General features: G+C 62.2%; 21 protein-coding genes. 9 read left to right on the forward strand and 12 right to left on the reverse strand.

What is annotated here, in order from left to right; genetic code table 11:
* The 5 genes from VL598_RS04205 to VL598_RS04225 all read right to left on the reverse strand — a co-directional run.
* Nucleotides 1-140, reverse strand: a 140-nt coding sequence (locus VL598_RS04205) for a porin (RefSeq protein ID WP_325325475.1), incomplete at its 3' end; no start/stop codon positions are given.
* 554 nt (nucleotides 141-694) lie between these two features.
* On the reverse strand, nucleotides 695-1459 hold the full coding sequence (locus tag VL598_RS04210; protein ID WP_325325441.1) for an ABC transporter ATP-binding protein: 765 nt from the start codon (nucleotides 1457-1459) through the stop codon (nucleotides 695-697).
* A gap of 18 nt (nucleotides 1460-1477) precedes the next feature.
* Complete coding sequence (locus VL598_RS04215) at nucleotides 1478-2191, reverse strand: ABC transporter permease (RefSeq protein ID WP_325325442.1); 714 nt, start codon at nucleotides 2189-2191, stop codon at nucleotides 1478-1480.
* A 3-nt stretch (nucleotides 2192-2194) separates the two neighbouring features.
* Complete coding sequence (locus tag VL598_RS04220) at nucleotides 2195-2884, reverse strand: histidine ABC transporter permease HisQ (RefSeq protein ID WP_325325443.1); 690 nt, start codon at nucleotides 2882-2884, stop codon at nucleotides 2195-2197.
* 313 nt (nucleotides 2885-3197) lie between these two features.
* Nucleotides 3198-3749 carry a periplasmic heavy metal sensor gene (locus VL598_RS04225; protein ID WP_325325476.1) on the reverse strand — a complete coding sequence of 184 codons (552 nt, stop codon included), beginning with the start codon at nucleotides 3747-3749 and terminating at the stop codon, nucleotides 3198-3200.
* Between the two features lie 290 nt (nucleotides 3750-4039).
* Between VL598_RS04225 and VL598_RS04230 the strand changes: the two genes are divergently transcribed.
* Together VL598_RS04230 and VL598_RS04235 are read left to right on the forward strand one after the other, a co-directional pair.
* Complete coding sequence (locus tag VL598_RS04230; protein WP_325325444.1) at nucleotides 4040-4762, forward strand: response regulator; 723 nt, start codon at nucleotides 4040-4042, stop codon at nucleotides 4760-4762.
* The gene (locus VL598_RS04235) at nucleotides 4746-6062 is read left to right on the forward strand and encodes an ATP-binding protein (protein ID WP_325325445.1); all 1317 of its coding nucleotides are present in this window, start codon (nucleotides 4746-4748) and stop codon (nucleotides 6060-6062) included. The genes VL598_RS04230 and VL598_RS04235 overlap by 17 nt, the downstream gene beginning before the upstream one ends.
* Nucleotides 6063-6152: 90 nt before the next feature.
* Here the strand turns inward: VL598_RS04235 and VL598_RS04240 are convergent, their stop codons facing one another.
* A complete protein-coding gene (locus VL598_RS04240; RefSeq protein ID WP_325325446.1) occupies nucleotides 6153-6416 on the reverse strand; it encodes a hypothetical protein in 264 nt (87 codons plus the stop codon).
* A gap of 522 nt (nucleotides 6417-6938) precedes the next feature.
* On the opposite strand from VL598_RS04240, the gene VL598_RS04245 reads away from it, so the two are divergent.
* The gene (locus VL598_RS04245) at nucleotides 6939-8693 is read left to right on the forward strand and encodes an ABC transporter permease subunit (protein ID WP_325325447.1); all 1755 of its coding nucleotides are present in this window, start codon (nucleotides 6939-6941) and stop codon (nucleotides 8691-8693) included.
* A gap of 40 nt (nucleotides 8694-8733) precedes the next feature.
* Nucleotides 8734-10098 (forward strand): nitrate/sulfonate/bicarbonate ABC transporter ATP-binding protein, encoded by a 1365-nt coding sequence (locus VL598_RS04250; protein ID WP_325325448.1) that lies wholly within the window; start codon nucleotides 8734-8736, stop codon nucleotides 10096-10098.
* A 13-nt stretch (nucleotides 10099-10111) separates the two neighbouring features.
* On the opposite strand, the gene VL598_RS04255 is transcribed toward VL598_RS04250, so the two are convergent.
* Entirely contained in the window at nucleotides 10112-11170 is a 1059-nt protein-coding gene (locus tag VL598_RS04255; RefSeq protein ID WP_325325449.1) for a sigma-54 dependent transcriptional regulator, read from the reverse strand.
* Between the two features lie 289 nt (nucleotides 11171-11459).
* Between VL598_RS04255 and VL598_RS04260 the strand changes: the two genes are divergently transcribed.
* The 4 genes from VL598_RS04260 (at nucleotide 11460) to VL598_RS04275 (ending at nucleotide 14212) form a co-directional block, all read left to right on the forward strand.
* Nucleotides 11460-11789 (forward strand): hypothetical protein, encoded by a 330-nt coding sequence (locus tag VL598_RS04260; RefSeq protein ID WP_325325450.1) that lies wholly within the window; start codon nucleotides 11460-11462, stop codon nucleotides 11787-11789.
* A 78-nt stretch (nucleotides 11790-11867) separates the two neighbouring features.
* On the forward strand, nucleotides 11868-13289 hold the full coding sequence (locus VL598_RS04265) for a sigma-54 dependent transcriptional regulator (protein WP_325325451.1): 1422 nt from the start codon (nucleotides 11868-11870) through the stop codon (nucleotides 13287-13289).
* 387 nt (nucleotides 13290-13676) lie between these two features.
* Nucleotides 13677-13907: a hypothetical protein gene (locus VL598_RS04270; protein ID WP_325325452.1), complete on the forward strand. Its 231-nt coding sequence runs from the start codon at nucleotides 13677-13679 to the stop codon at nucleotides 13905-13907.
* An 89-nt stretch (nucleotides 13908-13996) separates the two neighbouring features.
* The gene (locus VL598_RS04275) at nucleotides 13997-14212 is read left to right on the forward strand and encodes a hypothetical protein (protein ID WP_325325453.1); all 216 of its coding nucleotides are present in this window, start codon (nucleotides 13997-13999) and stop codon (nucleotides 14210-14212) included.
* A 239-nt stretch (nucleotides 14213-14451) separates the two neighbouring features.
* On the opposite strand, the gene VL598_RS04280 is transcribed toward VL598_RS04275, so the two are convergent.
* A complete protein-coding gene (locus tag VL598_RS04280) occupies nucleotides 14452-15939 on the reverse strand; it encodes an RNA polymerase factor sigma-54 (protein WP_325325454.1) in 1488 nt (495 codons plus the stop codon).
* 321 nt (nucleotides 15940-16260) lie between these two features.
* Here VL598_RS04280 and VL598_RS04285 point away from each other — a divergent pair, with 321 nt between their 5' ends.
* Nucleotides 16261-16638: a BON domain-containing protein gene (locus VL598_RS04285; RefSeq protein WP_325325455.1), complete on the forward strand. Its 378-nt coding sequence runs from the start codon at nucleotides 16261-16263 to the stop codon at nucleotides 16636-16638.
* Nucleotides 16639-16699: 61 nt separating this feature from the next.
* On the opposite strand, the gene VL598_RS04290 is transcribed toward VL598_RS04285, so the two are convergent.
* From VL598_RS04290 to VL598_RS04305, 4 genes are all read right to left on the reverse strand, one after another.
* Nucleotides 16700-18064, reverse strand: coding sequence for an MFS transporter (locus VL598_RS04290; protein WP_325325456.1), 1365 nt, complete (start codon nucleotides 18062-18064; stop codon nucleotides 16700-16702).
* A 294-nt stretch (nucleotides 18065-18358) separates the two neighbouring features.
* Nucleotides 18359-18868, reverse strand: a complete 510-nt coding sequence (locus VL598_RS04295; protein WP_325325457.1) for a YbhB/YbcL family Raf kinase inhibitor-like protein — start codon at nucleotides 18866-18868, stop codon at nucleotides 18359-18361.
* Between the two features lie 217 nt (nucleotides 18869-19085).
* Nucleotides 19086-20492 carry a heavy metal sensor histidine kinase gene (locus tag VL598_RS04300; protein WP_325325458.1) on the reverse strand — a complete coding sequence of 469 codons (1407 nt, stop codon included), beginning with the start codon at nucleotides 20490-20492 and terminating at the stop codon, nucleotides 19086-19088.
* Nucleotides 20489-21175: a heavy metal response regulator transcription factor gene (locus VL598_RS04305; protein ID WP_325325459.1), complete on the reverse strand. Its 687-nt coding sequence runs from the start codon at nucleotides 21173-21175 to the stop codon at nucleotides 20489-20491. Before VL598_RS04305 ends, VL598_RS04300 begins: the two co-directional genes overlap by 4 nt.
* Nucleotides 21176-21246: the final 71 nt, after the last annotated feature.

A 21246-nucleotide genomic window follows, 5' to 3' on the forward strand; every position in this document is an offset into this window, starting at 1 on the left:
GAGCCCGTGTAGCTGTTGTTGGGCAGCCCGCTGATGTATTCGATGCCGGCGTCGATGCGTCCGTATAGCGTCACGCTCGTTTGCGCATGCGCCATGACGCCAGCAGACATGAGTGCCGCCGCGAGCCCTGCTTTCTTCATCGTCTCCTCCTTCTTAACCCTGTCAAAAGTGATGCCACTCCACTGCTAATTGCACGCGAGCCAATGCAGCGGCCCGCTTTGCCTCATCTAAAATGGAGTAAAACTACGTTTTATGTGTGATGGTGTTGTACTTTGGCTACCAATTTAACCAAAATTACATGATTTTAGGCATGGATGCCGTAGTTTTAGAAAAATCTCACTAGGGTGGAACTTTCTGCCACGCAGAGGGCGTGCGCGCGGAGCCCCGTCACGCAAGGCGAAGGCGGGACACTCGAAGTCGAGTACTGCATTGGCGACAAGGAGCAGGCCAACGAAGGGGGGCGACGAGGGCCGGGTCGGGAGAAAGGGGAAAAGAAGGGAAGATCAGAAGCGGCGGAAGGCGCACGTGCGCGTGACGCGGCAGAACGCGCATTCGCGCCTAGGTCATGTGCAATCTGCGCAAAGCGGCAGTCATGTGAGCCCTCGGGCGAGGTGCCAGGGCATGCCGCAATTCACGGTCGCCCGAGGGACCTCGGGCGGGGTGATGGATGGGGGTGGGTGGGGGGGGAGGGGCGTTACTTGAGGCTGCCAGAGAGGAACTGCTTGAGCCGCTCGCTTCGCGTGTTGCCGAACACGTCTTCGGGCCGCCCTTCTTCCTCGATGCACCCTTGGTGCAAGAAAACGACATGATTGGAGACGTTGCGCGCGAAGCTCATTTCGTGCGTAACGACAATCATCGTGCGGCCTTCCTCGGCAAGCCGCTGCATCACTTTCAGCACTTCACCCACGAGTTCGGGATCGAGCGCCGAAGTCGGTTCGTCGAAGAGCATGACATCAGGGTGCATGGCGAGCGCGCGCGCAATGGCCACGCGCTGCTGCTGACCGCCCGACAAATGTGACGGATATTGCTTTTCGAGCCGCGGCGCGAGCCCGACCTTCTCGAGGTAGCCCCGTGCGCGCTCCTCGGCCTCCCGGCGTGAGATGCCCAACACATGGACGGGCGCTTCGATCACGTTCTCCAGCACCGTCATGTGCGCCCACAAATTGAAATGCTGGAACACCATGGCCAGCTTGGTCCGCATGCGCTGCAGTTGCTTTGGATCAGCCACGCGTAACCCCGTCTTGTCTTTGCGCGTGCGGATTTCCTCGCCATCGACGACGATGCGCCCTGAGGTCGGTTGCTCGAGGAAGTTAATGCACCTGAGCATCGTACTTTTGCCTGAGCCGGAGGAGCCGATGACGCTGATCACGTCCCCCGCGTTGGCGGCAAGCGACACGCCCTTCAAAACCTCGTGGTCGCCGTAGCACTTATGGAGTGTGTCGATAAAGAGCTTGTGCATCGCAAGAAGGGTTCCGTTTTACTTGCCTTGCGGCCGGAGGTAGGCGAGCCAGTGTTTCTCGGCGAGACGGAAAAGGCCTACTAGGGCAAAGGAGATGGCGAGATAGATCAGTGCGGCGATGCCAAACGCCTCGAATGACATGTAGGTGGCTGAGTTGACGTCACGCGCGATCTTGAGGATATCGGGCACGGTAGCCGTAAAGGCGACCGTCGTCGCATGCAGCATGAGAATGACCTCATTGCTATAGAGGGGCAGTGCACGGCGCAGCGCGGAGGGCAGGATCACGCGCCGGTAGAGCGTGAAGCGCGACATGCCGTAGGCACGCGCTGCCTCGATCTCGCCATAGGGCGTCGTCTTGATCGCGCCGGCAAAAATCTCGGTTGTATAGGCGCAGGTATTGAGTGCGAAGGCAAGCAGCGTGCAGTGCATGCCGTCGCGGAAAAAATCGTTGAGCAACGCATGCGAGCGCACCACTTCGAAGCTGTAGATGCCCGTGTAGAACAGCAGAAGTTGCACGTAGAGCGGCGTGCCGCGAAAGATGTAGGTATAAAGCCAGACTGCGCCCGAGATGAAGCGATTGTTCGACACTCTGGCGACCGCGAGCGGCACGGACAGGCAAAAGCCGATGCTGATCGAGACGACCAAAAGCCATAGTGTGATCGCGAGCCCCGTGACACGGTAGCCGTCGGTAAAGAGGTAATTGCGCCAGTAGTCGTGGAGGAGCTCGATCATGGGTTATAGCTCGGCCTTGCGCACGCCGATCGAATAGCGCTTTTCGAGCCAGAGCAGCACCAGGTTCGAGATCGTCGTGATCGCCAGATAAATCGCGCCCGCAATCAGCATAAAGAAGAAAAAACGCAGCGTACCCTTGCCAGCGTCCTGCGTCGCCTTGACGACATCCGCAAGCCCGATGATCGAAACGAGCGCTGTCGCTTTCACCATGACCTGCCAGTTGTTACCGATGCCCGGCAACGCGAAGCGCATCATCTGCGGGAACATGATGCGGGAGAAGGTTTGCCATGCGGTCATGCCGAAGGCGGCGCCTGCTTCGAGCTGACCGCGCGGCACGGACAAAAAGGCGCCGCGGAAAGTCTCCGTGAAGTAGGCGCCGTAGATGAAGCCGAGCACGATGACGCCGGCGACGAAGGGATCGATGTCGATTTGCTCCCACCCGGCGAAATCGGTCAGCTCATTGAGCCAGATCTGGATGCTGTAGAAGAGCAGCAGCATCAGCACGAGATCGGGTACGCCGCGCACGAGCGTCGTGTAGACCGCGCCGAGCCCGTATGAGAAACGGTTTTTCGAGAGCTTCGCCGCAGCGCCGAGCAGCCCCAGCACGAAGGCGAGCGAGAGCGAGAGGACCGCGAGCTTCACGGTCTGCCAAGTGCCGGCGAGGATCAGCGGGCCATAGCCTTCGAGGAGCATGGTGGGTCGTGCAGTCCTTGACGGTGCGCCAAAAGGGCGCGACGCAACATTTTATGTCGCCAAAATGGCTGGCTGTGAGCGGGCCGAGACAGTGGAGCGCTCTCGGCGCGGATATCGGGTTTCCTCTGACGTATCGTAAAAGCGGCGATTTTAACCGAAGCGGACGGCTTCGCCACCGATGAGGTTGGCGGGGTAACACCGGGCAAGTTGCCAGGCCAACAAAAAATGCCGCGGGCCCGAAGGCGCGCGGCATGGCGGACAACGTATTGAAACGACGCGCGGCTGAGCGCGTCAGGCAGGGTGGACCTGCGGCTTACTGCGCGGGTGCAGCGTCGCTCGCGGCACCACTGTGGTGGTGGTGTTCCCAGTGCTCGCGCATTTTTTCGCGGCGGGCTTCCATTTTCGCGAACTGCTGCTTGATGGCCGTGCTGACCGTCGTCTTCTGCTGATCGTTCAGGCTGTCATAGAAGGCGAGCCACGTCGTTGCCGTCTTTTCGTGCAACTGCGATTCTTGCTCCTGGAACTGCTGATGCGCAGCGTGCAGCGCGTCGAGGTCGAGAATCGACTGTTGGCGCGCGGCGCTGAATTCTTGCCGCATCTTTTCATGGTTGGCGTGCATCGCTTCCCGGTTCTGCTTCATTGCCGCGATCGCGTCTTGCCACTTCGTCTCTTGCTGCGGCGTGAGATGCAGCTGCGCATGCAGCGCTTCAAGCCGCCGCATCCCGAAGGGGCCGTGACCGTGATGCGCCCCGTGCCAACCGGGAGCGCTCGCGGGCGCGCTTTCTCCGGCTGCGTAGACAGTGCCGAACGTTGCGGCGAGCGCCGCAGCCGCGACGACCAGAAAACGTGACGACGTGCGGAAAATCGGATTCATGGATGACTCCAGTAATGAGAAAAATCGCTATGTCCGCCGATAGGCACAATGCGCCGTCGTTGACCCTCGGGTGAATCGACACCAATGACAGCTGGCTCGTGCTTGAGTTTTGCTGTTGGCGCGGACAGACTCTAGGCTAGCTACGGTCGGCTTTCGGCGTGTTACGGCGTCGCGAAGGCCGATTACGCGCAATTACCCGGCGCTTTTGCGGTAATGCACCGTAACCCTTATGACAGCCCCTGTCGCCCGGGCGGCGGCGGGCTCGCGATAAACTTCCTGCCATGGCTACTCAAATCCTCATCGTTGACGACGACGCCGAGCTGCGCGATTTGTTGCGCGACTACCTCGTTCGTCAGGGCATCGAAGTTTCGGTGCTGCATGACGCCGCCAATCTCGAGCGGCGGCTCGAGCGCGAGCGTCCCGATCTCATCGTGCTCGACCTGATGATGCCGGGTGTCGACGGCCTGACGGCGCTGCGCAAACTGCGTGCGGCGGGCGACGATATCCCCGTCATCATGCTGACTGCGCGCGCGGACGATGTCGACCGTATCGTCGGACTAGAGCTGGGCGCCGACGATTATCTGGGCAAGCCGTTCAACCCCCGAGAACTGCTCGCCCGCGTTCAGGCCGTGCTGCGGCGCCGCCGCACCGTGCCGTCGGCTGCGCCCGAGCAACGCGAGCCGTTTGCGTTCGGCCGTTTCGTGCTCGATTTCGAAACGCGCACGCTGAACCTGGATGGCAAGCCGCTCGCGCTTTCGGGCAGCGAGTTCGCCCTGCTCAAGATTTTCGTCAATCATCCGATGCGCACGCTGACGCGCGAGCGGCTGCTCGAGCTGCTGCACGGCCCCGAGTACGACGGCACTGACCGCGGCATCGACGTGCAAGTGTGGCGCCTGCGCCGAATTCTGGAGACCGATCCCTCGTCGCCGCGATTCGTGCAGACGGTGCGCGGCCGTGGTTACGTCTTCGTGCCGAACGGCGAGCCCAATGCGCCGTCCCATTGATTCGCTGTTCGGGCGGCTGGCGCTGCTCGTCGTCGCCGTCCTGCTGATTTCGCATGTTGCCGGCTATCTGATGGTCCGGTGGGATCGCACCTACGCCCAGTCGCGCTACGCGGTCGAGGAGGCCGCGTTTCTCGTCGAGGCCGTACGCGAGCACACCGCGCGTGCGCCCAGCGCGCCGCTGCCTTCGCGCGTGAATATTGTCGCGCTGTCGAGCCCCGACGCCCCGCGAGTGCATGAGGACGTGCCGGCGCCGCTGGCGCGTTTCATCGAGGACGTACGCGAGCGGCTGCCGTCAGGCTCCGAGGTGCGCATCGCCGAGCCGGGGCGTGCTCCGAAGCTTTGGGTCCACGAGCCCGGCGACGACCATTGGGTCGTCGTGCCGGTCGCCTCGCTGCGCGCGCCGCGCTCGATCGACCGACTTTTCATTTGGCTTGCAATCATCCTGGTGCTGGCTGTTGCTTCTGCGCTCTTCGCCGCATGGCGGCTGCAGCGGCCGCTCAGCGCGCTCGCCAACGCGGTCGCGCGCTTCGGCCGCGGCCAGCCGGTGCCGCCGGTGCCCGAGGGCGGGCCGCGGGAGTTGCGGGATCTCACGCACGGCTTCAATCAGATGGTCCGAGAGGTATCGCGGGCGGAGAAGGATCGCGCCGTAATGTTGGCCGGCATTGCGCACGATCTGCGCACGCCGCTCGCGCGCATGCGGCTGCGCGCGGAAATGATGGAAGACGTGAAGCAGCGTGACGGCGTAGTGCGTGATGTGGATTCGATGACGCACATCGTCGACCAGTTCCTTGTCTTCGCGCATGACGGCATCGACAGTAGCGAGATGATCGAAGTCGATGCACATTGCGAGCGCATTGCTCGCGGCTATCGCGCCGTCGCACCCGCAACGCCGACGGTGCAGACGGATTTGTCGGCGGGTGCGGGTTTTCGCCTGCCGACCGCGACGCTCGACCGCATTCTTGCCAATCTGCTCGACAACGCCCATGCCTACGGCGCGCCGCCCGTCGTCGTCAAGACGGCACGCACGGCCGAGGGGTGGCTTCTCAGCGTCAGCGACCACGGCCAGGGCATCGCGCCGCAGGATCTTTTTCACGCAAGCCGGCCGTTCGTCCGGCTCGATCCGGCGCGTGGCGGTAACGGGCATAGCGGGCTCGGTCTGGCCATCGTCGAGCGGCTCGTGCGCAGGCTGGGCGGCATTTGTGACATCGGCAACTCCGCAGAGGGCGGTCTGCGCGTCGCCATGACCTTTTCGCGCGAGACGCAGGCGCGCGTCGCGGCTCACTCCGAGACGGCCTGGTAGCGCGGGTGGCGTGCCGGCCGCGCGCTGCCTTGGGGCTTGGTCATGCTCCTGATGGACGTGGTATCGTCGCGCGTCGCGAACGCGGTCGTGTTACGCAAAAAGCGTGTCGAGCGCGGAGGCGGCCTCACTGTCGACGGTGTTGTAGGTGACGCTGTCGGCACCAAAAATGTAGTGCGTGGTGTACTTGCCAAGTTTCGCGAGGATGTCTTCCTGCACCTGCTCGGGTGCCGCCTCGAGCTTCAGGTACCATGCCGTCGACGACAACCGGATTTGATATGCGCCGTAGTCGGCCATCAATACGTCGAACGCCTGCGCGTCTTCATCACGACAGATGATGACCAGATTGCCCTTCATGCGCACCTCCAAGTAGCCAAGTGATCGGCGGCTCGTCGCCATGACAGGCCGATGATACCCGCTTAGTCACTATTGCTGCGGCGCGCTTGCCACACTTCGGGTTTCCCCGGAGCCCACTTCCCGGCATAATTTCGCCAGTGCACCAATGCACGTTGCGAGGCTTGCCGTCGATCAACCGTCGAGTATGACCGACACGAACGACGTTGAAGCTCACCATGCGATTGGCCGCGCGGTGGGACGGCCCCTGCGGTTGTGAGTGTCATGCAGGTTGTAGTAGTGTCGTGCCGTCAAAAAAGATAGAAATTGGGCCGCTGGGCGCTTGATCGTCTGCAGCCGACGAATCACCGCATTCCGTTGCTTCGCCATGCTTTTATTCCGAGTTCCGGACTGCTCAGATTGCTCGCGCACGCCTCTCGCATTGCGCGGTTACACCACGCCTGGCGCCATCGTATGCGGGCTCGTCGATCATCGCTCGGCGCCCGAGGCGGCGGCTGCTTCGCACCATGACGGGGAGGGTGCTTAATGGATTTTGGCTTCAACTTGAGCCGTACGGCGAACGCGTCGGCTTGGCGGCTTTTGCCGAACCGATGGGATTTCGTTGCGTTTCCGCTCATCATCTGTCTGATCGCCATCGCGGCCATCGGCTTTCACGAGACGATGGCGCCGATCTCGACGCTCAAGACGCAGGTGATCTCGCTCGATCCGGCGAATCTGCCCGAGTACGCGCTGCGCACGACGTTGCGCATGCTCGCTGCGATCGTGGTCTCGCTCATCTTCACGCTCGCTTACGGCACGCTTGCAGCGAAGAGTCGGCGCGCGGGGATGGTGCTGATTCCGATTCTCGATATCCTCCAGTCGGTGCCGGTGCTCGGCTACATCTCCTTTACCGTGACGTTCTTCCTCGCGCTCTTTCCAAAGCGTGTGCTCGGTGCGGAGTTGGCAGCGATCTTCGCGATCTTCACGAGTCAGGCCTGGAACATGACGTTCAGCTTCTATCAGTCGCTACGCACAGTGCCGCGCGATCTCGATGAAGTGTCGAGGGGCTTTCACCTCACGGGGTGGCAGCGCTTTTGGAAGCTCGAAGTGCCGTTCTCGATGCCGGGCCTCGTCTGGAACACGATGATGTCGATGTCGGGCGGTTGGTTCTTCGTTGTGGCGTCCGAAGCCATTACCGTCGGCAACAACACGATCACCTTGCCCGGCATCGGCGCATACCTCGCTCAGGCCATTGCGGAGCGCAATCTCGTCGCGGTGGGCTGGGTGATTCTCACCATGGCGATCGTGATTCTCGCCTACGATCAGCTCATGTTCCGTCCGCTCGTCGCTTGGGGCGACAAGTTCCGCATGGAGACGACGAGCTCAGGTAATGCGCCCGAATCGTGGGTGCTCGATATCGTACGGCGCACTCGCCTCATCCATCGGCTATTCGTTCCGATCGGGTGGCTGCTTTCGGGGCTCGCGCGCGTACCGCTGCGGCTGCCGCGGTCTCGCCGCAGGATGGAGCGCGAGCGGCCGGTGGCGAAGAAGCGCACGCTGGCCGGCGATATCGTTTGGGCTCTCCTGCTCATCGGTGCAACGGCGTATGTCGTCTGGCGTGTCGTCGCGTACGTGCGTACGGGAGTGACGATGGGCGAGGTCGGGCACGTGATCATGCTTGGCATTTACACGTTGCTGCGGGTCTCGATCCTGATCGCGATTTCCTCGTTGATCTGGGTGCCGCTGGGTGTGCTGATTGGTCTGCGGCCCGCTCTCGCTGAAAAGTTCCAGCCGCTCGCACAGTTCCTGGCCGCGTTCCCCGCGAATTTGCTGTTTCCGGTATTCGTGATCGTGATTGTTCGTTTCGATCTCAATCCCGACATTTGGCTTTCGCCGCTCATCGTGCTCGGCACGCAGTGGTATATCCTCTTCAACGTGATCGCGGGCGCGACGGCTTACCCGAACGACTACCGCGAGGCGGCAGTCAATTTCCGCATTCGCGGCTGGCAGTGGTGGAGGCAGGTGATGCTGCCGGGCATTTTTCCGTACTATGTGACGGGTGCGATCACGGCGTCAGGTGGCGCATGGAATGCGAGCATCGTCTCGGAGGCCGTGCAGTGGGGTGATACGCACGTTGTGGCGCATGGTCTTGGCGCCTACATCGCGCAGACCACGGCCGCCGGCGACTTTCCGAAGATCATCCTCGGCATTGCCGTGATGTCGCTTTTCGTCACACTATCCAACCGGTTGCTGTGGCGGCCGCTGTATGCCTACGCCGAATCCAAGCTTCGGCTCGACTGACGCGGGACATCCCCGCGGGCCCTACCAAAAGTGAAGCGCAATGCAAAATCCCAAAGCTGATCTGAGCGCCACGTCGCCTGCGCCTTCCGTGTCCTCGGCGGGCGCCTCCCTGGCGCCTCGCCTCGGCGCAGAAGTCCTTAACGTCAAGGACGTCCGCCGTGGGTTTTCCAAAGCCCAGGGCGAGCTGCTGGTGCTCGACGACGTCAATCTGTCGCTGCGCGAGGGCGAGATCGTCGGCCTGCTCGGGCGCTCGGGCTCGGGAAAATCGACGCTCTTGCGCATCATCGCCGGTCTCATCGGCCCGACGGCCGGCCACGTCGACTATCTCGGCAAGCCGCTTTCGGGGCCAGCCGCCGGCGTCGCCATGGTGTTCCAGACCTTCGCGCTCTTTCCGTGGCTCACGGTGCTCCAGAATGTGGAGGCTGGCCTCGAGGCGCAAGGCGTGCCGGCGCGCGAGCGGCGCGAGCGCGCGCTTGCCGCCATTGATCTGATTGGCCTTGACGGCTTTGAAAACGCCTATCCGCGCGAGCTTTCGGGCGGTATGCGGCAACGCGTCGGCTTTGCGCGTGCGCTCGTCGTCGATCCGATTCTGCTGCTCATGGACGAGCCGTTTTCGGCGCTTGACGTGCTGACGGCGGAGACGCTGCGTACCGACTTGCTCGATCTCTGGACACAGGGGCGCATGCCGATCAAGTCGATGCTGATCGTCACGCACAACATCGAGGAAGCCGTGTTCATGTGCGACCGGATCCTGGTGCTATCGTCGAATCCGGGCCGCCTCATCGCGGAGATCAAGGTGCCGTTTGCGCACCCGCGCAACCGGCTCGATCCCGCGTTCAGGCGCCTCGTCGACGACATCTACGCGAAGATGACGGCACGCCGCACCGACGAGTCGACGAAAAAGGGGCTCGAGCTCGGCAGCTGGCTGCCAAGCGTTTCGACCAACCTCATGGCGGGTCTTATCGAAACGTTGGCGGCACCGCCTTATCACGGCCGTGCCGACATGCCGGAGATCGCGCGCACCCTCCATCTCGAGGTGGACGATCTGTTTCCGATCGCCGAAGTGCTCCAGCATCTCGGCTTTACTGATGTGCGCGAAGGCGACATTTTCCTGACGCCGCCGGCGCGCGTATTTGCGGAGCTGGGCACGCAAGAGCGCAAGATGATGTTCGCCGAGCATTTGCTGCGGCACGTGCCGCTTGCCGCGCGAATCAAGAAGGTGCTCAATGAGCGCCCCGGGCATCGGGCGCCGCGCGTGCGCTTCGAGCAAGAGCTCGAGGATTTCCTGTCGGACAGCGCCGCCGAGGAAACGCTCGACGCGGTCATCAACTGGGGGCGCTACGGAGAGATCTTTTCGTATAACGATCAGACGGAAATCTTCAGCCTCGAGGACGTCGAATCGTAACGCCCGGTCGTCTTCAGCTTTCGCTCGGCGGAACGTCCTCTTCCTCCTCGTAGGCGCCGAGGCGGTTATACAGCGTCTTCAGGCTCACGCCGAGCGCCTTTGCGGCTCGGCGTTTGTCTCCGCCACAGTGCTTGAGCGTCCCAAGGATGATCTGCCGCTGCGCCTCCGCGAGCGGCGTGCCGACCCAAATGCTCATGACATCCCCTTGAGTCACGGCCTTTTTCGATCGCGAGGCGAGCCTTGGATGCTCGATCTCGACGACTTTCTCCGCAAGGATGAACGCGCGGTAGACGCTGTTCTTGAGTTCGCGCACGTTGCCGGGCCACGTGTAGGTGCGTAATGTTTCCCTCGCGCGCTTGCTGAACGCTTTATTCGTGTGTTCCTGCGCATTGAGCTCGGCGAGGAAGTGCTGTGCGAGCAGCTCCCGATCGCCCTCGCGCTCGCGCAGCGGTGGGGCACGCAGCGGAAACACGGCGAGCCGGTACATGAGGTCTTCGCGCAACCCGTTTTCCTTGACCGCCACGAGCGGGTCACGGTTCGTCGCCGCGATGACGCGCACGTCGCTGTGCAAAAGCTCCGTGCCGCCGACACGGTAGAACTTGCCGGTTTCGAGCGCGCGCAGCAGCTTGACCTGCCGCACAGGCATCATCTCCGTTACCTCGTCCAGAAAAAGCGTGCCGCCGTTGGCATTCTCGAAGTAGCCCGCGCGTCCCTGCACGGCCCCCGTGAAACTGCCGCGCTCATGACCGAAAAGCTCTGCTTCGATGAGGTTGTCCGGTATCGCGCCGCAGTTGACGGCGACGAAGGGGCCCTCGTGGCGCGCGCTGCGCTGATGAATCGTGCGGGCGATCAGTTCTTTGCCGGTGCCTGATTCGCCGACGATGAGCACTGTGGCATCGGTGGCCGCTACCCGCTCGATTTGCTCGTACAGACTGAGCATCGCGGGCGAGGAGCCGTAGAGCATGCCATATGACTCGAGTCCCGCCGCATCGCGTGCGAGGCCCTTGTCGAATCGCCGGGCGGCACCGTCTTCCGATGCCGCCAGTGTGTCGAAATCGCTTGACGCCGCCATGTGTCGCAGTCTCGTCGATGCGCCGGCCGCCACTCGGTTGATGAGCCGGCGATTCTCATGTGGGGGTTCCAAACGGTATTTAACCACGTGCAGCCCCTGCTACGCGTGCAAAGTCGCTGTGGCCGATTCGACACGTAAATTTCGCACGCATCTCGGAGGATGGCACGGAACTCGCTGACACAAACGGAATCGGATAAAAAAGGTTGGCCCCAAGAGACGCGTTCGATTGCTCGGAAAGCGTAGTCGAACGCCCGCTTCGTTCAATTCGAGGAAATGCGAGGGCGATCAGATGGCTAATCCCAAGATCGGCATTGTCGGTGCGCTCGTTGCAGTAGGGGGCGTGATGGCGTGGCGCTGGGCTCAGAAGCGCCGCGCGTCGCAGGCACGGTTCATGAGCGAATTGACCCGCTGGGAGGGCGAAGGCGGTGCGCTCGCGTCGGTCGCACAGGCGGCGCCAGCCGCAGATCACGATGCCTGGCGCGGTTCGGTGCCGCACGTCGGTGGCACGTTGCACGAGTGGGTTTTTCCGCATAGCGGGCCCACAACAGAACCAACGGAACCGCAGCGGGCCCCGGTGAATGCCCCGAGTCGCCTGGAACGCCGCGCGCAGGCAAAATAGCGTGTATGGTCGGGCTGGCGCGAGCGCTATCCGCATCGAGGCTCGCTCCGATTCTCGAGTTCATTCAGACAAAACGCCATGCCACATGTGCTGATTGTTGATGACGACCCGTCCACGCGCGAAGCGCTTGTATCGATCATCGCGGAGGACGGTCTAACGACGGCAATCGCCGGCGACCTACGCGAGGCTCGCATTCAGCTCGTGCGGCAGACGCCTGACGTCGTTTTCACCGACTTGCAACTGCCGGACGGCAGCGGGGTCGATCTCTTCGAAGATCTCGATCCGCGCTCCGGTGTGGAGATCGTCGTCATTACCGGGCATGCGACCGTCGAATCGGCTGTGACTGCGCTCAAGATGGGTGCCTCCGACTATCTCGTCAAGCCGATCAACATGCAGCGTGTGAAGGCCGTGCTCGACCGCTTGCCGCGCGCAGGCGATCTCAAGGCGCAGATCGGCACGCTACGGGGCGAGTTACGACGCATGGGCCGCTTCGGCTTCATGCTGGGCAGCTCGCCCGCGATGCAGTCCGTCTATGATCAGATCAGCCGCGTCGCGCCTACTGCGGCGTCTGTCCTGCTTGTCGGCGAATCCGGTACGGGCAAGGAGGTGGCCGCGCAGACGATCCACGAGTTGAGCCTGCGCCGCAAGCATGCGTTCCTCGCCGTCAATTGCGGTGCGATCTCGCCCAATCTCATCGAATCCGAAATGTTCGGGCACGAACGCGGTTCGTTCACGGGAGCGGATCGTCAGCACAAGGGCTACTTCGAGCGTGCGAGCGGCGGGACGATTTTTCTCGACGAAATCACCGAAATGCCCGCCGAGCTCCAGGTCAAATTCCTGCGCGTGCTCGAGACAGGCATGTTCATGCGGGTCGGTACGACGAAGGAAATCGAAACGGATGTGCGCGTCATCGCTGCGACCAACCGAGACCCGGAGCAGGCGGTGCTCGAAGGCAAGCTCCGGCTCGATCTTTATCATCGGCTCAACGTCTTTCCGATCAGTCTGCCGCCGCTGCGCGAGCGCGGCAACGACGTCTGGTTGCTCGCTCAGGCGTTTCTTGCCGAGCTCAATGATCGTCACGGCACCAACAAGCAGTTTCCGCCGACAGCGAAGGAGATGATGCTGTCGTACCCGTGGCCCGGCAATGTGCGCGAGATCAAGAATTACGTTCAGCGCGCCTACATCATGGCGGGTGCCGATTCGGATACCACCGCGGCGGTGCCGCTGCAGATCTCGCTTTCGAAGCCATCGACGGGCACGGCAGTGATGATTCCATTCGGCACATCGCTGGCTGTCGCCGATCGGCAGTTGATTCTAGCCACGCTTGAGCAATGCGGCGGCGTCAAGACGCGTGCCGCTGAAATCCTCGGAATCAGCCTGAAAACGCTCTATAACCGGCTGGTGGAGTACAACGACGAGGTTCAGAAGACGACATCTGGCGAAAGCGACGCCGCCGCCAGTGATCGAGGGGAAGCGGGCGAGCGCGCGGCGGGAAAGTGAGGTTCTGAGCGCACCTTCCGGGGCCGCGTGCCGATGGTGTTCATGTAGCCCCTGTGCAGCTTCATGCTGACCAGCACGTATTGTGCGAATGGCCTCGCCGGCCGAAAGCTATGTCCTTGCTGTGTGCTCGATACATTGCGCAACAGAAGACACTGCACTAACTAACTACGGGAAAGAACGCCTGTTGCGTCCGCGTTATTTCTCCACGCTTGAACGCAGGCCCGCTGAAGGGCAGGGCTTGCCGAGCATCCCAGCCCGCACTGGGCAAACCGATTGCTCGCGTGACTGCAAGACGATGGAAGGCGGCATGCGCGCCGCCGCGCGACGGCTGCACCGCGCGAAGCCGGCCGCGTCGCGTGAACAAAGTTGTTCGGCAAGGAGTCTGCGATGCAAGCATTCATGAGTGAAGATCGTCGTCTTCACACGCCCGAACCCGAACCGTCCGGCCCACCGCCGACGAAAGATCCGCCAGGCCCTCATCCCGAGCCTGAGCGTGAGCCGCCAGAGCCACCGAGCCCGCCTATCGGCGATCCACCGCCCGTTTCGCGTGATACACCGCAAGCCATGCGCGTGCTGCCCGCGCGCATGGAGGCGGCAATGTACCCGTTACAACCTTGACGCAATTGTTACTGCTCGAAATCGGCGCGGATGTCCTAGACTTTCATGCGGGATAACTGAGCCAGCAGGCCATTGAGCGGAGGCATTCAATGAGACATCCAGCGTTACGGCGCTCTCGCTCTGCGCGCTTTGCATCTCGGCGCACACTCAAGAACACGGGCGGCGCCGCTCCACCGTCGACCGATCCGTCCGGCCAAAACCGCGTAGCACCGAACGCGCCGCCGGACGGCGCGTATAACCAGGGCGGAGCCCGTGCGGAAGGACTCGACTATCAGCGCGATCTCGGCATCGAGCAAGACGCGTGAATGCGTGCGCCTTTCGCACCGCTCGACGTCGGCGCTCAATGCCGATCATGTCCTTCGGTCGTAGGCATGCGGCACCGCGCCGACGGATTCATGCGTCGCGTCAACGCTGATGTACGGTGCCCCAAGACGTGCATCGCATTGTTCCGTACTGCAGATCGTCTGCACACCTAACAAAATGGGCCGAGCCAGCGAGATCGGCCTGTTCATCTATTGAAATTACCAAGCGTTCAGACGAGATCTCAGTAGCCTTGTTTGCGTAATTGCGCAGGTGGCAGCTTCAGCAGGTTGCGGTACTTCGCCACGGTGCGGCGCGCGACAATCATGCCTTCCTGTGTGAGCATTCTGGCGAGCGTGACGTCCGATACGGGGTTGCGCGGGTCTTCCTGCTCGATCATCTCTTTGATGAGCGCACGCACCGCGGCGGCGGAGCAACGGCCGCCGGTTTCGGTGGCGAGCTCGCGCGGAAAGAAGTGGCGGAACTCGAAGATGCCGCGCGGCGTTGCCATGTACTTGTTGCTCGATGCACGTGAGACCGTCGACTCGTGCAGGCCGAGCTCGTCGGCCAACTTGCTGAGGACCAGTGGTTTGAGCGCGATCTCGCCGTAATCGAAGAACGACTTCTGGTAAGAAACGATGCATTGCGCGACGCGCTGAATCGTTGTGAAACGCTGTTCGGCGTTGCGCAGCAGCCAGCGCGCCTCTTGCAACTGCTGCGCGAGCGGCGAGCCAGTGCCGCCCGATTGCGCGAAAAGCTCCGCATAAACGCGATGAATGCGTGCGCGCGGCAGCACGGCGGGGTTGATCGTTGCCACCCAGCGGTTCTTGAGCTTGCGCACAATCACGTCGGGAATCACATAGTTATTGTCGGCGCGACCGTAGTACTCGCCCGGTTTCGGATCGAGGCGGCGCACGAGTGCGCACGCCGTGCGCAGTTCCTGGGCCGAGCAGCCGATCTGCTTTTGCAACTCGGCGTGCTCGCGGCGCGCAAGCCGCTCGAGATGGTGCTCTGCGATCTCGCGGGCAACGGCGCGGCCGGCCGTATCAGACGGCAGCACATCGAGTTGGAGCATCAGGCATTCAGAGAGCGAACGCGCGCCGACACCCGGCCTGTCCAGCGTTTGCACGAGCCTCAGCGTGACGCGCAACTCCTCCTCGGTCAACGGGGGGTCTGCCTCGAATGCCTCGGCCAGATCGGCCAGCGATTCACGCAGATAGCCGTCGTCGTCGAGTGCCTCGATGACGATCTGCGCCGCAGCGCGGTCGCGCTCATTCAGGGGATAAAGATGCAGCAGGGTGTGCAAATGCTCGTGCATGGTCGGCTGAGCATGGGCCCAAGCACCCGGGTCGACGTCGTCGGCATCGCTGTTATGGCGTGAGGATGTGCGCAGCGACCAATCCTGTGTGAAATCGCCGGCGTCTTCTGCCGCCGACGGTGCCGGCGCCTCTGCACTGGCGAGCCCCTCGAAACCGTCGGCTGTATCGGCGGGTGCCGGCGCATCGCTCAACGTCGGCGAATCTGCGCCACCATGTGGCGCGAGCCCGCCGTTCGTTCCCTCGTGGTTTTCTTCCAAGAGAGGATCTTCGCACTCAAGAAAAGGATTCGTGTCGAGGGCCTGCCGCAGCTCGCGCTGAAACTCCAGCGACGACAACTGCAGCAGCCGCACTGATTGTTGCAGACGGGGGGTCAGTGCGACGTGTTGTTTGCTGCGCAGTTCGAGAGTCGGCATGTTCGATGTCCTCGCTCACAGATGCCGATTCCTCAAGCAACGCTTATACCATGCGGCGCAAAGGCAGGCCGCCGGTTGACCAGAGCCCTCAAAGGCGCGCGCCATGCCGCATGGCGCGCAGAACGTTTTACACGCGGCGTTGCAAAAAGCGCGCCGCATTTGTCAGTCGTTTCTATAAGAAAGCTGAATCGCGACAAGTTGAATTGCGCTGCATCGGCACGATGGTTGCGCTTGATAAATCGGCACGCTCGCCGTGTGTCGGGCACCTACATGATTGGGCGAAGCTCGACGATCCCGTCAATCAAGCAGGAGATGACAAACGTGAAAGCATCGACCGCCTTAACCTTAAGAATCGCGGCCGCGTTGGGCTTTGTCGTGTTGGCCGTGAGTGCTGCGGCTCAAAGCGGCTCGCAGTCGGGGCAAGCTGGCGCAAACAGTTCGGGGTCGGCCTCGGATTCGGTTGGCCAGAACGTCAGTGACAGCACGATCACGACCAAGACCAAAGCGCAGCTCATGGGAGCAAAAGATCTGGACTCGGGAAAAATACATGTGACGACGCACCACGGCGTCGTCTCGCTGACCGGCACGGTACCGAGCACCGCTGAGAAGCAGCATGCGCAGGAAATCGTCAATGGCGTGTCGGGCGTGCGCTCTGTCAAGAACCACTTGAAAATCGTTGAACAGGGTGCCAGTCAGTAGGTTTGTCGACGACTCACCGCTTAACCCGCGCGGCGGGTCATGGCCGCGCGTGTGTGAGCACTCAAACCACAGCGCGGCGCGGCTGCCTGAGCCGTAGCAGGCTCACGCATGAGGCGGTGGCCGAGAATGCCGCAGCCACACCGAGCGCGACGGTCGGTCCGTTGATGGGCGCAATGTCGAAGATGAGCGCGACGAGCGCCGCGCCCAATGTTTGCCCGGTCAAACGCGCGGTGCCGAGCATGCCGCTTGCCCCGCCGCTGCGTTCGCGCGGTGCGCAAGACAGCAACTGCCGGTTGTTCGGCGCCTGGAACGCACCAAAGCCCGCGCCGCATAGCGCCATGCGCCAGCCAATGTCGAACGCGCTGGGATGCGAGCCGAGTGTGGCGAGCATAGCGAGCCCTAGGGTGAGCATGGCCAGTCCGATGCCGCCGAGGATGCCGGCCGGGTAACGATCGGAGAGTACGCCTGCGATCGGCGCGATGACGACGATGGCGAGAGGCCAGGGCGTGATCAATAGCCCCGTCTGGACTTGCGTCAACCCGAGTGTGTTTTGAAACAGGAACGGGAGCGAGACGAAAGCGAGCATTTGCGCACTGAACGAGCAGACCGATGTCGCGACCGATAGCGCGAAGAGAGGGATCTTGAGCAGATCGACGGGGAGCAAAGGCGCGCTTTGCGTCAGTTGACGGCGCACGAAGCCATACCCGACGACGACGACCGCGAGCGCCTGCACGGCTATCCAGACCTTTGACTCACCGTGGCCCGCGCCGTCGATCGTGATGATAGTGAGGCCGAACACGAATGCATTCATGACGGCACTGACGTAGTCGTAAGCCCCTTCGCGAAGCACGTTCGGCGGCAGCGCCTTCATGGCACCTGCCGCTGCGAGGATGCCGATAGGTACGTTGATCGCGAAGAGCCATGGCCAATGAGCGACAGCCAGCACTGCGGAAGCGACGGTGGGTCCAAGCGCGGATGCAGCGGCCACGACCATTGCGTTGATCGCGACACCGCGGCCGAGCATGGACGGCGGATAAATGGCGCGCACCAGTGCCGTGTTGACGCTCATGATGCCGGCGGCGCCGAAGCCCTGGACGACGCGCGTCGCGGCCAGCATGCCAAGCGAATTGGACAATGCGCAGCCTAGCGACGCGACGGTGAAAAGCATCAGTCCTGCAATATAGACTCGCCGATACCCGATGCGCTCGCCCAGCGAGGCAAGCGGCAACAGCGAGATCGTGATCGAGAGCTGATAGGCGTTGACGATCCATATCGATGCAGAAGCACTTGCTCTGAGATCGCGTGCGATAGTGGGTAGCGCCACATTCGCGATCGCGCTATCGAGCACCGAAAGGGTGATGCCAAGCGCGATGACGACTATGGCCCAGTAACGACGAGGAGTGGGCAGGCCTTGTTCTGATTCCATCGTAAGCAGGCGAAAACCGGCGTGCGGGCGCCCGTCCATGGTCCAAAGGTCCGAATTGTAGGCGGCCAACCCTTCGACGCCCTTGCGGTGCACGTCATGACCTCGGCTGAACGCGCGGCAAACCGCGTGCGGGGTGGGTGCCTTGTATGACGCGCATCGCACCCGTGTTTTACCCGAAGCACGCGCGCGCTAGTGACTACGCGGATGTCGCTGCGATGCGTGCTTGCGTTTCGCCTCTCCTCGCGCGAGGGCGGCGGGAAGATACCGGATACCGCCTTACGCGCGCCGAAGGTCCTATTTGAGTTCGTAAAGGCCGATATACGTCGTCGAGTCGATTTCGTTCAGATGGATCATCAAACGGGCGATGGCGTTTGTCGTATCGGCCGTGATCGGCAAATGCGCCGCTCTGAGCGCGTGCAGCCGGAAAATATAGCGGTGCGGTTTGTCGCCACGCGGCGGCGCGGCACCGCCGAAGCCGACGAGGCCGTAATCGTTGCGCGACTGGATCGCGCCATTCGGCAAGAGCGATCCGCCGGCCCGGCCAGCGGCCTTGGGCAGCGAACGCACGTGTGGCGCGATGTCCGCAACAACCCAGTGCCAAAAGCCGCTGCCGGTAGGTGTGTCCGGATCGAAGACTGTGAGCGCAAGGCTCTGCGCGTCTTGCGGCACCCCTTCCCATTGCAGCGTGGGCGATGCGTTATCGCCGCTGCCATCCACGCCGAACGACTTGTCGTGAAACTCCTGCGCTTTCGGCATGAAGCCGTTGTTAGGGAAGTCGTCGGACCAAATTCGGAATTCAGCCATCGGATGCCTCCTCATCGAAACGAAATACACGTTCATGCGAAGCCGTTGCGAGGCGAGTGTATCACCGCGTCGCCGTGCTCCATAGCAGCTCCGTCGGCGGTGTTCCAAAGCTGCTTCGTCTGAGGTGTAGGACACGAAAGACGGTAAGCCTGGCCGCGGCGCTGCATGATCGGTCGCAGCCCTCCGGTATGAGGCAGCGGCGTTGCTCGCGGGCACGTCACCGCTGCTCGCGTGGAAAGTGAAGCGAAAACGTGGTGCGCACGCCGGGGATACTATGCACGCGGCATTCGCCGCTGTGTTTGTTCATGATCGACTTGACGATCGCAAGCCCGAGGCCGGTGCCTGTTGCCGAGTTCTGGCGTGCCGGATCGAGCCGGTAAAAACGATCGAAAATGCGGTCCCAATGTTCCTCGGCGATGCCGGGCCCTTCATCGGCAACGGCGACGATGGCGACGTCGCCGCAGCACACGCATTGAATCGTCACACTGGAGCCGGACGGCGCATGGGCGCACGCGTTCGATAGCAGGTTGCCGAGCGCGCGTTGCACGAGCAGCGGATCGCCGTCGAAAGAGCAGTGGCCGTTCACCGCAATGGCGATCCCGCGATCCTGCGCGATCGATTCATAGTAACGCGCGACGCGCAGCACCTCTTGCCCAGCGTCGACTCGCTGAAACTGCATGGTGTGCTGGCGGGCATCGGTGCGTGCGAGAAAGAGCATATCGTCGACCATGCGTGAAAGGCGCTGAAATTCTTCCACGCTCGACTCGATGATCGCGCGGTATTGCTCATTCGAGCGCGGTTGCGAGAGGGCGACTTGCGCTTGAGCGAGCAGGTTCGTGAGGGGCGTGCGGATATCGTGGGCGAGGTCTGACGAGAACTGTGTAAGCCGTGAAAACGATTCGTCGAGGCGCGTCAGCATACGATTGAATGCCTGACTGAGCTCACGCAGCTCGCCGGCCATGTCCGCATCCGGCAACGGGTGCGCCAATTGGCTGCATGAGATCTCATCTGCCCGAGCCGCGAGCCGTCGTAGCGGCTCGAGTGCGAACGCCGCGATTCGATCGGCGACGATGGCTGCCACGACAGCCCCGCCGAACACGCCTATCACGATGCTCAATGCGCAAAGATGCAGAAAAGCGATGGCGTCGCGAAAATCGCCCTGAATCGCGATGCGCACGCGGCCCGCAGGGGGGCCATCGGTGAGCGGTGCGATGGCCGCCACATAGCGTATGGCTCGGTCAGCCGCTTGCACCCAGACAGGGATGGCGTCGATCTGTGCGCGCAGAACGTCGTCCCCTCCGCTGAAGCCGTCGCTCTTGACGACGACGCTGCCGTCGTCATCGAAAATGGCGAAATCGAGCTTCGCGTGATGTTCGGGGTTGGCGAATGCGGTGAACGTGGCGGCGCCTCCGCTGCGAATCTCATCAAGGTCCTTGATGCTGTCGATGTGCGTGATCGCGTTCGCCAGGCTGCCTTGCATTTCATGTTTCAGCGATTGCAGGGTCGATGCGGAAATGGCCTCGTAGAGCAAGGTTGCACTGACGGCGAGAATGATCGATGTCGATAGCGCAAACAGGACGGCAAGGCGCGAGCGCATCGTGTTCGGCAGAACTCGCCCGATCATGGGTTCGAGAAGCCGTCGCGTTGTTCGAGTACGTAACCCATTCCACGCACGGTGTGGATCAGCTTCGGCTCGTACGAATCGTCCACCTTCGCGCGTACTCTGCGGATGGCAGCATCGACGACGTTCGTGTCGCTCTCGAAGTTGATGTCCCAGACCTGCGAGGCGATCAATGAGCGGGGGAGAATCTCGCCCTGACGGCGCATCAGAAGCCAAAGCAGCGAAAACTCCTTGGCGGTGAGCAGTATGGTCTTACCTTGGCGCTTGGCTTTGCGGCGCACGAGGTCGAGTTCGAGATTTGCGACGCGCAGGATGGGTGACTCGCCCGCTTGTCCGCGACGCAGCAGCGATCGCACGCGTGCGAGCAGTTCAACGAAATCGAATGGCTTGGCGAGATAGTCGTCTGCGCCGAGTTCAAGGCCTTTCACGCGACAGTCGACATCGTCACGCGCGGTGAGAAAGAGCACAGGCGTGCGATGCGTCTTGCGCAATTCCTGCACGATGGCCCAGCCATTCATGCCGGGCAGCATGACATCCAGAATCGCGAGGTCGTATGCCTGCGTTTGCAGATGGTGGAGGCCGCTCACGCCGTCCGCAGCGCAATCGCATACGAAGCCGGCCTCGGTCAGCCCCTGCTTCAAATAGGTCCTCGTTTTGTCTTCGTCCTCGACTATCAGGAGTTTCATTTCAGTTTCCATGAATCGATGCGAAATCGGCTTTGTGCGAATCGCATAAAGAAAGAATGCTTTTTATGGAA

Source organism: Trinickia sp. (genome assembly GCF_035492435.1).
GTDB lineage: Bacteria > Pseudomonadota > Gammaproteobacteria > Burkholderiales > Burkholderiaceae > Trinickia.

What these genes read in the sequence shown, in the direction of transcription:
- VL598_RS04210 (WP_325325441.1), bottom strand. Translation starts at nt 1,459, where the DNA reads ATGCACAAGCTCTTTATCGACACACTCCATAAGTGCTACGGCGACCAC.
- VL598_RS04215 (WP_325325442.1), bottom strand. Translation starts at nt 2,191, where the DNA reads ATGATCGAGCTCCTCCACGACTACTGGCGCAATTACCTCTTTACCGAC.
- VL598_RS04220 (WP_325325443.1), bottom strand. Translation starts at nt 2,884, where the DNA reads ATGCTCCTCGAAGGCTATGGCCCGCTGATCCTCGCCGGCACTTGGCAG.
- VL598_RS04230 (WP_325325444.1), top strand. Translation starts at nt 4,040, where the DNA reads ATGGCTACTCAAATCCTCATCGTTGACGACGACGCCGAGCTGCGCGAT.
- VL598_RS04235 (WP_325325445.1), top strand. Translation starts at nt 4,746, where the DNA reads ATGCGCCGTCCCATTGATTCGCTGTTCGGGCGGCTGGCGCTGCTCGTC.
- VL598_RS04240 (WP_325325446.1), bottom strand. Translation starts at nt 6,416, where the DNA reads ATGAAGGGCAATCTGGTCATCATCTGTCGTGATGAAGACGCGCAGGCG.
- VL598_RS04245 (WP_325325447.1), top strand. Translation starts at nt 6,939, where the DNA reads ATGGATTTTGGCTTCAACTTGAGCCGTACGGCGAACGCGTCGGCTTGG.
- VL598_RS04250 (WP_325325448.1), top strand. Translation starts at nt 8,734, where the DNA reads ATGCAAAATCCCAAAGCTGATCTGAGCGCCACGTCGCCTGCGCCTTCC.
- VL598_RS04255 (WP_325325449.1), bottom strand. Translation starts at nt 11,170, where the DNA reads ATGGCGGCGTCAAGCGATTTCGACACACTGGCGGCATCGGAAGACGGT.
- VL598_RS04260 (WP_325325450.1), top strand. Translation starts at nt 11,460, where the DNA reads ATGGCTAATCCCAAGATCGGCATTGTCGGTGCGCTCGTTGCAGTAGGG.
- VL598_RS04265 (WP_325325451.1), top strand. Translation starts at nt 11,868, where the DNA reads ATGCCACATGTGCTGATTGTTGATGACGACCCGTCCACGCGCGAAGCG.
- VL598_RS04270 (WP_325325452.1), top strand. Translation starts at nt 13,677, where the DNA reads ATGCAAGCATTCATGAGTGAAGATCGTCGTCTTCACACGCCCGAACCC.
- VL598_RS04275 (WP_325325453.1), top strand. Translation starts at nt 13,997, where the DNA reads ATGAGACATCCAGCGTTACGGCGCTCTCGCTCTGCGCGCTTTGCATCT.
- VL598_RS04280 (WP_325325454.1), bottom strand. Translation starts at nt 15,939, where the DNA reads ATGCCGACTCTCGAACTGCGCAGCAAACAACACGTCGCACTGACCCCC.
- VL598_RS04290 (WP_325325456.1), bottom strand. Translation starts at nt 18,064, where the DNA reads ATGGAATCAGAACAAGGCCTGCCCACTCCTCGTCGTTACTGGGCCATA.
- VL598_RS04295 (WP_325325457.1), bottom strand. Translation starts at nt 18,868, where the DNA reads ATGGCTGAATTCCGAATTTGGTCCGACGACTTCCCTAACAACGGCTTC.
- VL598_RS04300 (WP_325325458.1), bottom strand. Translation starts at nt 20,492, where the DNA reads ATGATCGGGCGAGTTCTGCCGAACACGATGCGCTCGCGCCTTGCCGTC.
- VL598_RS04305 (WP_325325459.1), bottom strand. Translation starts at nt 21,175, where the DNA reads ATGAAACTCCTGATAGTCGAGGACGAAGACAAAACGAGGACCTATTTG.